At 69.6% G+C, this 14,177-nt stretch carries 11 protein-coding genes; 6 read left to right on the top strand and 5 right to left on the bottom strand.

Annotated features, from left to right (window positions below; genetic code table 11):
• Positions 1-767 precede the first annotated feature (767 nt).
• From ACWD3H_RS37730 to ACWD3H_RS37720, 3 genes are all read right to left on the bottom strand, one after another.
• On the bottom strand, positions 768-2,825 hold the full coding sequence (locus tag ACWD3H_RS37730; protein ID WP_451958398.1) for a glycosyltransferase family protein: 2,058 nt from the start codon (positions 2,823-2,825) through the stop codon (positions 768-770).
• 63 nt (positions 2,826-2,888) lie between these two features.
• Positions 2,889-4,058 carry a non-hydrolyzing UDP-N-acetylglucosamine 2-epimerase gene (gene wecB / locus ACWD3H_RS37725; protein ID WP_451958397.1) on the bottom strand — a complete coding sequence of 390 codons (1,170 nt, stop codon included), beginning with the start codon at positions 4,056-4,058 and terminating at the stop codon, positions 2,889-2,891.
• A 49-nt stretch (positions 4,059-4,107) separates the two neighbouring features.
• Positions 4,108-4,596, bottom strand: a complete 489-nt coding sequence (locus tag ACWD3H_RS37720; RefSeq protein ID WP_451958396.1) for a hypothetical protein — start codon at positions 4,594-4,596, stop codon at positions 4,108-4,110.
• Here ACWD3H_RS37720 and ACWD3H_RS37715 point away from each other — a divergent pair.
• From ACWD3H_RS37715 to ACWD3H_RS37695, 5 genes are all read left to right on the top strand, one after another.
• Entirely contained in the window at positions 4,580-6,130 is a 1,551-nt protein-coding gene (locus ACWD3H_RS37715; RefSeq protein WP_451958395.1) for a glycosyltransferase family 4 protein, read from the top strand. The genes ACWD3H_RS37720 and ACWD3H_RS37715 overlap by 17 nt on opposite strands.
• Positions 6,131-6,259: 129 nt before the next feature.
• A complete protein-coding gene (locus tag ACWD3H_RS37710; RefSeq protein WP_451958394.1) occupies positions 6,260-7,525 on the top strand; it encodes a nucleotide sugar dehydrogenase in 1,266 nt (421 codons plus the stop codon).
• A 19-nt stretch (positions 7,526-7,544) separates the two neighbouring features.
• Entirely contained in the window at positions 7,545-8,633 is a 1,089-nt protein-coding gene (locus ACWD3H_RS37705; protein ID WP_350923011.1) for a glycosyltransferase, read from the top strand.
• 60 nt (positions 8,634-8,693) lie between these two features.
• Entirely contained in the window at positions 8,694-10,511 is a 1,818-nt protein-coding gene (locus ACWD3H_RS37700) for a DUF4434 domain-containing protein (protein ID WP_355548216.1), read from the top strand.
• Positions 10,512-10,530: 19 nt separating this feature from the next.
• Positions 10,531-11,196, top strand: coding sequence for an NUDIX hydrolase (locus ACWD3H_RS37695; RefSeq protein WP_355548219.1), 666 nt, complete (start codon positions 10,531-10,533; stop codon positions 11,194-11,196).
• A 75-nt stretch (positions 11,197-11,271) separates the two neighbouring features.
• Here the strand turns inward: ACWD3H_RS37695 and ACWD3H_RS37690 are convergent, their stop codons facing one another.
• Complete coding sequence (locus ACWD3H_RS37690; protein ID WP_451958393.1) at positions 11,272-11,934, bottom strand: Uma2 family endonuclease; 663 nt, start codon at positions 11,932-11,934, stop codon at positions 11,272-11,274.
• A 62-nt stretch (positions 11,935-11,996) separates the two neighbouring features.
• On the opposite strand from ACWD3H_RS37690, the gene hisC reads away from it, so the two are divergent.
• Positions 11,997-13,058, top strand: coding sequence for a histidinol-phosphate transaminase (hisC, locus tag ACWD3H_RS37685; protein WP_451958392.1), 1,062 nt, complete (start codon positions 11,997-11,999; stop codon positions 13,056-13,058).
• A 76-nt stretch (positions 13,059-13,134) separates the two neighbouring features.
• Here hisC and ACWD3H_RS37680 read toward each other — a convergent pair whose 3' ends face one another.
• A complete protein-coding gene (locus ACWD3H_RS37680; RefSeq protein ID WP_355548228.1) occupies positions 13,135-14,076 on the bottom strand; it encodes an EamA family transporter in 942 nt (313 codons plus the stop codon).
• Between the last annotated feature and the right edge of the window lie 101 nt (positions 14,077-14,177).

The following is a 14,177-nucleotide window of genomic DNA, read 5'->3' as shown; positions in this document are numbered from 1 at the left end:
GAGGAGTGGAGTGAGGTTCCCTCCGGTCACAGTGGTGGTCCGAGTCGCGGTGTGCCTGTCCGGCTGGACCCCGGCAGAGGAGTGGAGTGAGGTTCCCTCCGGTCACAGTGGTGGTTCGAGTCGCGGTGTGCCTGTCCGGCTGGACCCCGGCAGAGGAGTGGAGTGAGGTTCCTTCCGGTCACAGTGGTGGTTCGAGTCGCGGTGTGCCTGTCCGGCTGGACCCCGGCAGAGGAGTGGAGTGAGGTTCCTTCCGGTCACCGTGGTGGTCCGAGTCGCGGTGTGTCCCATCAGGCGACCACACTCGCCCCCGAGCCAAGCCATGACCGGCGACGACAAGCCGCAGCAAGCCGACCAGCACCAGCGAATCACGACGGGCCCGATGAACTACAGGGGAGCCCCCTGCGCTCCTTCCCGCACCGCTGCTTCAGCTACGGCGACGGACCCGGAACGACCCTCGTACGGATTGCTTCAGCGCCCAAGAGCCCGCTGGGCGGCCCGCAAGGAAGCGACTACGGCCCGCAGGCCGTACGGCGAGGCAAGGAGTGCGCGGAGGTGGGTGGGTGCTCCGGGCGGCTTATAAGAATCCGCAACCAGCGCGCCCGCCAGGCCGAAGGCCTGAATCCCCAAACCCGCCACCAACAACGGCCGCCCGGAGCACCCACCCACCGGAGCGCGAACGCGTCCCCGCAAGAGAACGCGTCCCCGCAAGAGAACGCGTCCCCGCAAGAGAACACGCCGGAACCCCCCGCGACGCCCCGGCCAGAAAATCAGATCATCACATGCGCGTCCGGATGCCCCACGAAAGAGAACTGCGCGTTACGAGTGAGCTTGATGTCGTCGGCCTGCCAGGTGTGCATGCCCGCGTCGCCGCTGCGCCAGTAGACGAAGTTGAACCGGTCCGCGGAGTAGATCTTGACCCGGTCCTCCTTGAGCCGGCGGACCAGGCGGGTGTCCTCGCCCCGGGTGACGTCCTCGAAGCCGTAGTGCCGGAACATGTCCGCCCTGCCGAGGAAGGTGCCGCCCTGCACCAGGAAGGCGTAACGGTGCTCCAGCCCCGGCAGGCGCAGCATCGTGGTGTTGCTGCCCTCGAAGTAGGCGTAGTGCGCGCCCTTGCCGACCAGTTCGGCGTCGGAGTAGTCGAAGGCACGGGCCAGGTCCGACAGGTAGTGCTCGCCGTACAGGTTGTCGTCGTCCATCTTGGCGATCAGCTCGCCCTCCGCGGCGGCGATGCCCAGGTTGAGGCAGGCGCCCAGCGACAGTGACGAGTCGGCGGGCAGCACCACGACGTCGGTGATCCCGGCCATCCGCGCCTTGTCGGCCACCACGACGGGGTCGATGTCCAGACCGTGCAGGACCATGACGAGCTGAACGGGGCGGTGGATCTGCTTCGCCACCGAGGAGATCGCGTGCTCGATCTGGGCGGCGCGGTTGGTGGGCAGCACCACCGAGATCGACCGGGTCCGCCGCTCCACCGGCTTGCCGAGGAGCTCCAGGATCTGGTCCACCCGGTGCGAGAACAGGTGCTTGTCGAAGACCTCGCGCATCGCCAGGTGTCCCTGGCGGGCGCGGAGCTCGGGGCTGTTGATCAGGTGCAGGACCTGGTTGTACGACTCCAGCTCGTCACGGGCGATCGGGATCAGCGACCCGAAGGTCTCCTCGATGGCCCGCGACCAGCCCGAGACGATCGACGTCGAGCAGGCCGACAGCTCGAAGACCCGGCGGGCGCACATGGTCGGCGAGTCGAGCACCGAGTTCACGTTGAGGAAGACCTTGTACATCTTGTACGCGGCCAGCATCTGGTCGTACGGGAGCTCGCCCACGATGTGCGGGACGTACTCCTTCGGCCAGGCGTACTTCTCGTCCACGGTCCCGTTGCGCGCGAAGATGTGCAGGCCGAGCTCGCGGATCGGGGCGAGGACGGTCTCCATCTGCTCGCGGCGCTCGGGGTGCTTGTCCCTGAAGTACATGCCGGCGAAGACCACGTCGTTCAGGCGGCCGCGCTTCTCCTGGATCGGGTTGTGCACCCGGGGCTGCGCGGCGAACTGCAGCACGTCGACCCGGTCGTGGCCCAGCACCTCGCGGTAGCGGGGCACCATGTCGCCGTCGCAGGTGAAGACGTAGTCGAACAGCTTGGCCGTGTCGATGAAGAAGTCAAAGTTCGGCGGGTCCTCCTTGTTCCAGAAGACCGTGGGGATCCCCTCGACGCGGCACCAGTCGATCAGGGCACGCAGCTCGGGCTTGGGGGCGTTCGTCCCGGTCATCTGGTAGCGCCAGCGGCCCTGGTTGCCGTGCCAGGCCGACTCCACGAACAGCATCTCGGGACGGCGCTCGGCGAAGATCTCCGGCCAGTCGCGGAGCCCGAACTCGATCTGGTCCCACTCGTACTTGAACGCCATCCGGGAGAAGTCGTCCAGGATGACCGCGACCTTCATGTCCGGACGGACGATCGGACCGGCCGGCCACTTGACCTGCGGCACGTCGACCACGGGCCCCTGCTGGTCGAGCTCGGCGACCACCTCGGTCACCGGGCGGGGCGGCTTGGGGCCCTTGCGCGCCTGCATCGCGGAGCGCAGCCTGCCCGGCAGCGCGGTGACCCCCGACCCCTTGGCCGCGGTCAGCGCCTCGGCCACCCGGTACGGGCGCTGCACCTTGGTCGACTCCAGCTTCCACTGCGCGTAGTCGGCCTTCGCCTCGGCGATGGCGAGCCGCCGCTCAAGGTCCCGGACGCGCTCCTCGAAACGCTCGACGACCTTGCGCTCCTCGGGCAGCCAGTTGATCGGCCCAAGACGCTGGAACTTCGGCTCTTCGGGGGTCTCTTCGCTCATGGGGGATCGCCTTTGTCCGGGGTCGTGCCAGGCTACGGCCTACGCCGTACCGAAATAGCCGTTTTAAATGGATTTGGGCGGTACGGCTTGCCCAGCCGGGGAGAGGTTGCCGCCGCGCAGCCAGTTGTCGATCACCCGGGCGATCCGGGGACCGGCCTTGCCGTCCCAGAGCGGGGGCAGCTCACCGGAAGGCGTCGCCGCGCCGTTCGCCAGTGCCAGGTCGGCGGCGGCGGGCAACTGCGCGGGGGTGACCAGCCGGTTGGTGCCGTGCGTGATGGTGATCGGCCGCTCGGTGTTGGGCCGCACGGTGAGGCAGGGGACGCCCAGCATGGTCGTCTCCTCCTGCACGCCGCCGGAGTCGGTGACCACCAGGGTCGCGCCCCGCACCAGCGACAGGAAGTCCACGTAGCCCAGCGGATCGACGATGCGCAGGTTCTCGGTGTCCACCAGCCCGGCCTCGGCCAGGCGGGTCCGGCCGCGCGGGTGCAGCGGCACCACGATCGGGAGGCGCTCGCTCACCGAGAGCACCGCCTCGACCAGCTCCTTGGCGGAGGCGGGGTCGTCGACGTTGCCGGGACGGTGCAGGGTGGCCACCCCGTACCGCTCGGGCAGGCCGAGCCGGGAGCGGACCGGGGCCGGGTCGAGGTGGTCCAGCGCCGAGAACAGGCTGTCGATCATCGGGTTGCCGACGAGGTGCACCCGGGCCGGGTCGACACCCTCGGCGGCCAGGTAGGAGAGCGCGTCGGGAGAGGTGGCGAAGAGGATGTCGGACAGCGCGTCGGTGACGACCCGGTTGACCTCCTCCGGCATCTCCCGGTCGAAGGAGCGCAGGCCCGCCTCCACGTGCGCGGTCGGCACATGGAGCTTGGCGCACACCAGGATCGCGGCCAGCGTCGAGTTCACGTCGCCGTAGACGACGACCAGCGTCGGCCGCTGCTCAAGCACCACGTCCTCAAGGCCGACGAGCAGCGCCGCCGTCTGGCGGGCGTGCGAGCCGGAACCGACGGCCAGGTTGGCGATCGGCTCGGGGAGGCCGAGATCGGCGAAGAACACGTCCGACATGAGCGCGTCGTAGTGCTGGCCGGTGTGGATGATGCCCTGCCGCACGCCCAGTTCGGCGAGCGCGCGCACCACCGGAGCGGCCTTCACGAAGTTGGGCCGCGCGCCGAGCACGTGCAGGACAAGGGGATTCTCGGGGCCCTGAGAAGCGCCCGGACCGGCAAAGTCCCTCATTGACCTCGCCTTTCATGCGGCAGTGGGGCAAACCCTGCCTATGGTACGGTCACGGCGTGGTATCCGATGCCAACAGGCCAGACTCCCCCTCGGTTCCCGCGAAGCCCTCGGCTCCCGAGAAGCCCTCGGTGCCGGCGACACCCGCCACATCGGTGACGCCTCCGGCCGCCGAGCCTGACGCGGAGCCGGTGGCGACCTCGGGCACGGCGACGACCCCGGAGACGGAAGCGCTCTCCGAGCCGGAGACGACCTCGGCCGTGGAGATGCCTCCGGCCGTGGAGGTGCCCACGGAGCCGGCCCCGCCGCCGAGTGCGGAGACGCCTCCGGTCGTGGAGACGCTCCCCGGTTCGGACACGCCCCAGGCGTCGGCGACGCTCCCCGCTCCGGCGACGCCTCCGGCCGAGGAGAAGGTCCCCGCGGAGCCGGTGTCACGGGCCCCGGTGTCGGCGAAGTCGGCCAGGGCCGGCCTGCGCGGGCTGATCAGGGGTTTCGTCCAGCATCCGGTGATCGTCTCCCGGGTCGTGGCGACAAAGGTCAAGTCCGACCCGGTACGCGTGGCGCAGGCGGCGGCCGAGACGCTCCCGTCGAGTATCCGTCCCGTCGTGGGCCGGTTCGCCTGGCCCGTCGCGCGCCGTGCCAAGATCGTCGTCCGCAAGCTCGGCATGCGCATGGTGAGGGGCCCGTGGACCGAGGCGAAGGAGCACTTCGACGCCGGCCGGATGAGCGAGGCCGCCGAGGTGCTCCAGGCCCACACCCGCTACCCCTTCATCAAGCGCCGGGCCGCCTACTACGTCGGAGAACTGGCCGCGATCCAGCCGAACCCGATCCCGCCCAAGGCGAAGGTGATCGTGGGTGAGCGGTTCCACGGCCGGGTGCTGCACTGCGTGACCAACGCGCTGCCGTACACGCAGGCCGGATACACGGTTCGCACGCACCGCATCGTCACCTCGCAGAAGGCCGCCGGGCTGGATCCGCACGTCGTGACCAGCTGGGGCTGGCCGATGATGCAGGGCCACGCCGACGCGACGCCGTACGAGGAGATCGACGGGATTCCCTACCACCGGCTGATCCCGAGCGGTGAGGTGCCCTTCGAGAGCCAGGGGCGGATGATCCGGGGCGCCGGAGAGGTCACCGAGCTGGTCAGGACCCTGCGTCCGCAGGTGCTGCACGCCGCGACCGACCACCGGAACGGCTCGGTGGCGCTGGCGGTGCGCGAGCGGACCGGCACGCCGATGGTCTACGAGGTCCGGGGCTTCCTGGAGGAGACCTGGGCCTCCCGCGACCCCAAGCGCATCGGCAGCCAGCGGCACGTGCTCCAGCGCGACCGCGAGGCGTTCATCATGCGCTCCGCCGACGCGGTGGTCACCCTCGCCGAGACCATGGCAGCCGAGATCGTCGAGCGCGGGGTGCCGAGGGAAAAGATCTACCTGGCGCCGAACGCGGTGGACGACTCGCTGCTCAGTGCCGAGTACGACGGTGCGGCGTTCCGTGCCGCCTACGGCATCGAGCCCGGTGACATCGTCATGGGTTCGGTGTCGAGCATCGTGGCCTACGAGGGCTTCGCCACCATGGTCAACGCCGCCGCGCTGCTGCGGGACGAGGGCGCGCCGGTCAAGATGCTGCTCGTCGGCGACGGCGTGGAGCGGGCGGCACTGCTGGAGCAGGTCGAGGAACTGGGGCTCGGCGACATCGCGATCATGCCGGGACGGGTCGGCCCCGACGAGGCGCTGCAGGCCCAGTCGGCGATCGACATCTTCGTCTGTCCCCGGGAGGACCTGCGCGTTTGCCGACTTGTTACGCCATTGAAACCGGTCGAGGCGATGGCTCTCGGCAAACCGGTCGTGCTGAGCGACCTGCCCGCCCTGTCGGAGCTCGTGGGCTCCGATGGCGCCGGGCTTCTGGTGCCGGCGGGAGACCCCGAGGCACTGGCCAAGGCGATCGCCGGACTGCGTGACGATCCGGGACGGAGGGCCGAGATGGGTGAGGCTGGACGGGCAGAGGTGGCCGCGAAGCGTACGTGGAGCCGCATCGCGGAGACGTACCGTGATATTTACCGATCGATTGCCGGTTAATGACCTTGTCATGGCACCGGGGATACCTGCCGTTTGTGATGCGTTCAATCGCATTAGGCGTAGCTCGTTCGGACTTGAGATAGCCTTTGCGACCATGAAGTGTTGTTTCCGGCGTTCCAAGGTCATCCAGTGACTGCCTACGACCTGGCCATCATCGGTCTGGGCTACGTCGGCATGCCCCTGGCCAAGGAGGCCACGGCAGCCGGTCTGCGGGTCATCGGCTTCGAGGTCGACCCCGGCAAGATCGCTGCTCTCAACGCGGGCAGGTCCTACATCGACGACCTGACCGACGCCGACCTTGAGCACATGCTGGCGGGGGGATTCACCGCCACGGGGGACGAGTCCGTTCTGGCCGACAGCCGGACCATCGTCATCTGCGTGCCGACCCCGCTCGACGAGGACCACCGCCCCGACCTGTCCGCGGTCGAGGGCGCCACCGGCACCGTCGCACGTAACCTCCGCGCGGGCTCGCTGGTGGTTCTGGAGTCCACCACCTGGCCCGGCACCACCGACGAGGTCGCCCGTCCCATCCTGGAGGAGGGCTCCGGCCTCACCGCGGGCACCGACTTCCACCTCGCCTTCTCGCCCGAGCGCATCGACCCGGGCAACCCCAAGTACGGCCTGCGCAACACCCCGAAGGTCGTCGGCGGCTACACCTCCGCCTGCAAGGACCGCGCGGTCGGGTTCTACTCCCAGTTCATCGAGCAGGTCGTGCCGGTCAGCGGCACCCGCGAGGCCGAGATGGCCAAGCTCCTGGAGAACACCTACCGCCACGTCAACATCGCCCTCGTCAACGAGATGGCGATCTTCTGCGACGAGCTGGGCGTCGACCTCTGGGAGTCGATCGAGGCCGCCGCCACCAAGCCGTTCGGCTTCCAGAAGTTCCTCCCCGGACCAGGTGTCGGCGGTCACTGCATCCCCGTCGACCCGTCCTACCTCTCCTACACGGTGCGCAAGCTGGGCTACCCGTTCCGCTTCGTCGAGCTGGCTCAGGAGATCAACGAGCGGATGCCGTCGTACGTGGTGGCCCGCGTGCAGCGCCTGCTCAACCGGCACAGGAAGCCGGTCAACGGCTCCAAGGTGCTGTTGCTCGGTGTCACGTACAAGCCCGACATCGCCGACGAGCGCGAGACCCCGGCCCTGCCGGTCGCGCGGGCGCTGCGGGAGCTGGGCGCGGAACTGGTCTTCGCCGACCCGTACGTCAAGGACTGGCGGGTCGACGGGGTTCTGGTGCCGCGCGAGGAAGACCTCGCCAGGGGAGTCATCGAAGCCGACGTGACGCTGTTGCTCCAGCAACACGCCGCCTTCGATCTGTCGATTGTCGAGGACCAAGGCAAGCTCGTGCTCGACACCCGAGGCGTGCTCGCCGAGGGTGAACGCGTCGAGCGGCTCTAGCGACGAAGGGCTGCGCGCAGTGCACGTGCTCGTCATGACCGTGGTGCATCATCCCGAGGACGCCCGGATCCTGCACCGGCAGATCCGCGCGCTCGTGGACGCCGGTCATGAGGTCACGTACGCGGCCCCGTACACGGCGCGGGGCGTCATGGCCCGATCCTGGGTGAACGGCGTCGACCTCCCCCGTGCGGCCGAGCGCAGGCGGCTGTCGGCGGTGCGCGCCGCACGCAAGGTCTTCAAGCGCATGCGCGGCCAGGTGGACTTGGTGGTCATCCACGACCCGGAGCTGCTGCTCGCGGTGGTGGGGGTGCGCAAGCGGCCCCCGGTGGTCTGGGACGTGCACGAGGACACTCCGGCGACGCTGTCACTGAAGCCCTGGCTGCCGGCGTTCCTCCGCCCGCCGGTGCGCTTCATGGCCCGCCTGCTCGAAGGCACCGCCGAGCGGTACCTGCACCTGCTGCTGGCCGAGACCGCCTACGCCGGACGCTTCCGCCAGGCCCACCTGGTGGTGCCCAACGAGACCTGGGTGCCCGACGAGGTGACGCCGCCGGGCGACGACCGCGTCGTCTACCTCGGCTGGCTGTCGGGGGCACGCGGGGTGCGCGAGGCCATCGAGGTGGCCCGGCTGCTCCAGCCGTACCGGGTGTCGGTCGAGCTGATCGGCTACGCCGACCCGCAGTCGCGGCCGACGCTGAACGAGGCGGTGGCGGAGGGCGTACTGGAGTGGCGCGACTTCATGCCCAACGACGAGGCGCTCAAGCGGCTCGACGGCGCGCTGGCCGGTCTCTCCCTGCTGCACGACGAGCCCAACTACCGGCACTCCATGCCCACGAAGATCGTGGAGTACATGGCCCACGGCATTCCGGTGATCACCACCCCCTCGCCTCGCGCGGTGGAGCTGGTCGAGCGCTACGACAGCGGCATGGTCGTGCCCTGGCAGGATCCCAAGGCCGTGGCCCAGGCCGTGCTCTTCCTCCGCGACGACGTCTCAGCGAGGCATGCCCAGGGCGCTCGAGGGTATGCGGCGGCCCGTGCGAACCACCACTGGCCCAACTCGGCCCGTCGTTTCGTCGCCCAGCTGGAGGCGTGGGCGGGCGTCAAGAGCTGATTTCCGGTAGGGCAAAGTTCCTTATGTCTGCCAGATCACAAGAACGGTAGTGTCCTGAACGTGCGCTGGCTCATCGCTTTTCTGGGCGTGGCGATCCTCGCGGGAGTGGCGGCGTTCGTGATGATCACGCCTGCCGAAGACAGTTCTCCGACCAGCGGGAGCTCGCCGCTCTCCCCCTCGCCTTCCCCCTCGGTGCCGGTCCCGGAGGCGACCGAGTTCACCGACCCGTGTGGAACGTTCGACACGGCCATGGGGGCGCCGTACGCGATCACCGGCTACTGGCTCGTCCCGACCGCCGACCACTGCACCTGGCGGCGGCAGTTCGCCGCCATCCACAAGGTGGGCGGTGACACCGTGATCCGGATCGGCTGGGGCCTGCAGGCCCGCAGGGTCGACGACGACGGCCGGATCCTCGACGGTGAGGGAAAGGTCGATCCCCGCTACGAGCCGTGCGAGGAGAACGGGGTGCCGTGCGCGGCCGCGGCGGAGAACGACCTCAAGGCCGCCAACCCGGGCAACCGGGTGAGCTGGACGTTCGTCTACCGGACCGACGAGGCGTTCGGCTCCCAGCTCTTCCGCTGCCCCGAGTTCGAGCGGAAGATCGTCACGAAGAAGGCAGTCTTCTACCGGATCGTCGCCACCGACGACGGCAGCGACGACGCGAGCTGCGAGAACATCAAGGGCAAGGGGCGCGGCTACCACGTGATCCTGATCGCGGGCGCGCATGAGGACAGCCTCACCGAGCTGCTCGATCTCGGCGACCAGTTCGGGGTGAAGGTGTTCCCCGCGCTGCCGCTGGCCCCTCGCGACCCGGCGCAGAAGACCCGGGCCGCCAAGCAGGGCACGGACACGCTCACCACGCTCACCCGGCGCATCATGCAGGACTACGGTGCCCGCTTCCGGGAACGGGCCTCGCTGGGCGGCTTCTACCAGCCGTTCGAGCTGCAGATGCGGGAGATGAAGTACACCGGCGAGTCGGACGACGACCACCCGACGCTCAAGATGTACGCCTCGCAGCACGAGATCGTCGAGCAGGAGATGCCGGGCAGGCCCGTCCTCGTCAGCCCCTACCTCGACGCCCGCAGGCAGCGGCCGTTCAGCGCCACTCCCAAGCAGGTGGCCAGGGGCTTCGAGGCCCTTGTCCGGACGGGGGTCGGGATCATCGCGCCGCAGGACAGCCGGGGAACGGGGAAGGTCGGGCTGTTCTGGCCCGACCAACGCGAGGAGAAGGCCGACAAGCGGCTGTGGCCGGTCGTCGGGGAGAAGACCAACGGCGACGCCTACCACGGCTCGACCCGCGATTACTACCGGGAGATGTCAACCGTCCGGACGGAGATGGCCGAGCGGGGCCACAACGTGGAACTCTGGGCCAACGTCGAGGCATTCGAGCCGTCCGGCGAGGAGACCTGCGCGGCCGGGTACAAGAGGGGGAGCACCGACAAGGAACGGCTCGACGCGGCCGTGGCACAGGTCGGGCGCTACGTCTCCAAGGTCGTCTCCTACATGTGGAGCGACTTCTACACCTGCGGCTCGCCGTCCCTCGCCGAGGAGATCGCCCGCGACTGGAACCGGCCCATCGCGGCCGACGCGGTCCGCATGCAGCGCGACATCCAGGACGGTATGGAGATCCGCGGCTACAACATGCCCATGGGGTCCAAGGTCACGATCACCTGGGAGGGCCAGCAGGAGCCCCGTGTCGTCGAGGTGGCCGGGGTGAACCTCACGGACCTGCCGCCCGGCCTGCCGGTGCGGATGGAGACGGCGTGGATCCCGTTCGACTGGTCCCAGGTGCCCGAGGACACCTGGGTCCAGGTCCTGGTCACCGCGGCCGACGGACGCGCCGCCTCCGAGCCGTTACACGTCCGCGTGCGGCTCTGACCGGTGTAACGTGCCTGCCATGGTTCCGCGCATTCCCGTCAGCGTGGACCTGGTCGTCCTCACGGTGCGTTTCCAGGCGCTGAGCGCACTCGTCTGGCGGCGTGACAACCCGCCGTACGAGGGACGCTGGGCCCTGCCAGGCGGCTTCATCCACCTCGACGAGGACCTGCCCGCCGCCGCGGAGCGGATCCTCGCGGAGCGGGCGGGCCTGCCGGGCGCCCCGGTACACCTGGAACAGCTCCAGACCTACGGCTACCCCGACCGCGACCCGCGCCAGCGCGTGCTGAGCGTGGCCTATCTCGGTCTCGCCCCCGACCTTCCCGCCTCCACCGAGGCGCACATGAGCTGGCAACCGGTCTCCGCGCTGTGCGAGATGGCCTTCGACCACCGGCGCATCCTGGTCGACGGGATCGAGCGGGCCCGGGGCAAGCTCGAATACACCCCGCTCGGCGCGGCCTTCTGCCCACCGGAGTTCACGGTCGCCGAGCTGCGCCGGGTCTACGAGATCGTCTGGGGCCGTGTCCTCGACCCGCGGAACTTCCACCGCAAGGTCACCAGGGCCGAGGGCTTCCTGGTGCCCACCGGCGACACCACCACCCGCGACGGCGGCCGCCCCGCCAAGCTCTACCGCCGTGGCCCCGCCACGTTCCTCCACCCTCCGATGCTCCGCTCCCTCAAGGAGTAGGGACGGTCGATCACGTCGTGGGTGAGGAGTTCAGGGGGGGCGCCGTGGTGAGCCGTGGCCCCCGCCCGTGGCCGATCAGAGGTCGTCGATCTCCGTCAGGTCGATGTCGACGTCGAACGGGACGCTGACCTTCAACCGGTCGTGGTGGATCCCCGTGAGCGCGTAGGTCCTGGTCGCCGGGTCCAGCTCGTAGACGTAGGCGACCGGGCGGTCGTCCTTCTCCTCGATCCGCCAGAAGTGGGTGATGCCGGCCTGGGCGTAGAGGACGGGCTTGCGCTCCCGGTCGCGGATCTCCGACTCGGCGGATACCACCTCGACGGCGAGGACGACGTCGTCCGGTTGGTAGGTGGTCTGCTTCAGCCCCTGCACGGCTTCGGTATGGACCACGAGAATGTCCGGCTCGGGTCGCTGCCGCCTTCCAAGTGTCACCGTCATCTCCCTGCGAACGCGCAGGTCAGCCGGAACGGCTCGACGTAGCTCGCTCTCCAGGAGAAAGAGCATAGACATGTGGAAGTTGGTCTGGGGGCTCACGAAGACGAGAGTGCCATCGATGAGTTCCGTGTGCGGAGGGATCCCTCGAAGCCGGTCGAGGTCCTCGGCTGAGAAGCCCGCTTTGGGAGGAAACACCCAGGCGGGCAGCGGCTCCAGCTCGGATGACTCCGCCTCGGCGTCCGGCGCCTCGGCACTCGGCCTGTCGGCCGGCGGTGCGATGCTCATGTCGTCCTTCCGGTCGGGCATGCCTCTCACCTCCAGTCTTACAGGATGATGCCCCATCCGCCCGCTGCTCATAAAGTAAGGCCATGCCTCGTTTCCGCGCGATCCTGGACACAATGCCCCCCTACCGGGCGGGCAAGGCCGTGGTGTCCGCCGACGGCCGGTCCTACAAGCTCTCCTCGAACGAATCTCCCTACGAGCCGCTGCCCTCGGTCGTCGAGGCGGTCGCCAGGGCCGCGGCCCAGATGCACCGCTATCCCGATCCGGCCGCCACCGGGCTGACCGAGGCGCTCGCCGAGCGGTTCGGCGTGCCGCCCGAGCACATCGCGCTCGGCGCGGGCTCGGTGACGGTGGCCCAGCAGCTCTTCGAGACCGTGAGCGAGCCGGGTGCCGAAGTGATCTACGCCTGGCGGTCCTTCGAGGCGTACCCGCTCCTGGCCGACCTGGCGGGGGCGACCTCGGTGCGGGTCCCGCTGCTGGGCGAGGGGCACCATCTGGATGCCATGGCCGACGCGATCACCCCGCACACCCGCATGATCTTCGTCTGCAACCCGAACAACCCCACCGGCACCGTGGTCCAGGCGGCCGAGCTGGAGGCGTTCCTCGACCGGGTTCCGCAGGACGTGCTCGTCGTGCTCGACGAGGCCTACCACGAGTACGTCAGGGACGCCGGGGTCCCCGACGGGATCGCGGTCTACCGCGACCGGCCGAACGTGGCGGTGCTGCGCACCTTCTCCAAGGCGTACGGCCTGGCCGGGCTCCGGGTGGGCTACCTGATCGCCGCGGAGCCGGTGGCGTCGGCGGTCCGCAAGACGACCGTGCCGTTCGCGGTCAACCAACTCGCGCAGGTCGCCGCGATCGCCTCGCTGGCGGCCGAGGACGAGTTGCTGGAGCGGGTCGAGGTCGTGGTCAAGGAGCGCGACCGGGTCCGCGGCGCGCTCGTCGCCCAGGGCTGGACGGTGCCGGCGACCGAGGCCAACTTCGTCTGGCTCCGGCTGGGCGAGCGCACGCTCGACTTCGCCGAGGCGTGCGCGGCCGAGGGCGTCGCGGTGCGGCCCTTCGCCGGTGAGGGCGTCCGTGTCTCCATCGGCGATCCCGAGGCCAACGACACCTTCCTGGCGGCCGCGACGGCCTTCCCGAGGGGCTGACCGCCCCGCTGCGGCGCTTTCGGCACCGGCCGGGCGTCATGACGGGACGACCGCCTCACGCGGGCGAGCCCGCGGCCTACACGGTCGCGGGCTCGGGGCCGGAGACGGGCTCCGGCTTCTTGCGTCGCTCCGTGGAGACCACCAGGGCCACGCCGAGGACGATCACCATGCCGCCCGCGATCATCGGACCGGTGACCTGCTCGCTCAGTACGAGGGCGCCCAGCACGACCGCCACGACCGGGTTGACGTAGGCGTAGGTGGAGACCAGCGAGATCGGGGCGTTGTTCAGCAGCCACACGTACGCCGTGAAGCCGACCAGCGATCCGACCATGATCAGGTAGGCGAGCGCGATCCACGACCGGGTGGAGACGTCCGCGAGGTCGACATGCTCGCCCACCACGGCGGAGGTCAGGGCGAGCCCGACGCCGCCGGCGGCCATCTCGACGGCGCTCGCGGTGAAGGGGTTCGCGGGCATCGGGATGCGGGACGTCAGGAACGAGCCGACCGACCAGGACAGCGACGCCAGCAGGATGATCACGATTCCGGTGCTGTCGGCCGCGCTGCTCCCACCGGTCAGCGAGAGGACCGCCACACCGCCGAACCCGATGAGCACCCCCACGAGCGTCAGTACCTGCGGCCGGTCCCTGAACAGGACCCTGAAGATCACGAGCCAGAGTGGCGTCGAGGCCACCAGCAGCGCCGCCAGCCCGCTGGAGATGTGCTGCTCGGCCACGGCGACCATGCCGTTGCCGCCGTTCAGCAGCAGCAGGCCGACCAGGGCGGCCCCACCGGCCTCCTTCCAGGTCATCCGGAAGGACTCGCGCCCCTTCAGCAGGCGCACCACGACGCCGAGGATGAGCGCGGCCGTGACGAAGCGGATGGCGCCGCTGAGCAACGGGGGCATCGTCTCGATCACGATCATGATCGCGAGGTAGGTGGACCCCCACACCACATACACGATCGCCAGCGCCCCCCAGACGAGGAGCGCCTTACGGCTGTCAGCACTGTCATGACGCATAGCTCGTGACAATACTGGCAGGGCCCGACATCTCGCGCGCGGGGTGCGGTCCCCTCCGCCCCGCTGAGATCGGCGCTCGCGGCCTGGCGGACTCTCGCCGC

The sequence above is a fragment of the Streptosporangium sp. NPDC002607 genome (genome assembly GCF_053592655.1).
The sequence above is the reverse complement of the archived record's forward strand: the minus strand, read 5'-3'. Positions and strand labels throughout refer to the sequence as shown.

Excerpts from the sequence above, each read along its gene's own strand:
- ACWD3H_RS37730 (WP_451958398.1), bottom strand. The coding sequence starts at position 2,825 with ATGAGCGAAGAGACCCCCGAAGAGCCGAAGTTCCAGCGTCTTGGGCCG.
- wecB (WP_451958397.1), bottom strand. The coding sequence starts at position 4,058 with ATGAGGGACTTTGCCGGTCCGGGCGCTTCTCAGGGCCCCGAGAATCCC.
- ACWD3H_RS37695 (WP_355548219.1), top strand. The coding sequence starts at position 10,531 with ATGGTTCCGCGCATTCCCGTCAGCGTGGACCTGGTCGTCCTCACGGTG.
- ACWD3H_RS37690 (WP_451958393.1), bottom strand. The coding sequence starts at position 11,934 with ATGCCCGACCGGAAGGACGACATGAGCATCGCACCGCCGGCCGACAGG.
- hisC (WP_451958392.1), top strand. The coding sequence starts at position 11,997 with ATGCCTCGTTTCCGCGCGATCCTGGACACAATGCCCCCCTACCGGGCG.
- ACWD3H_RS37680 (WP_355548228.1), bottom strand. The coding sequence starts at position 14,076 with ATGCGTCATGACAGTGCTGACAGCCGTAAGGCGCTCCTCGTCTGGGGG.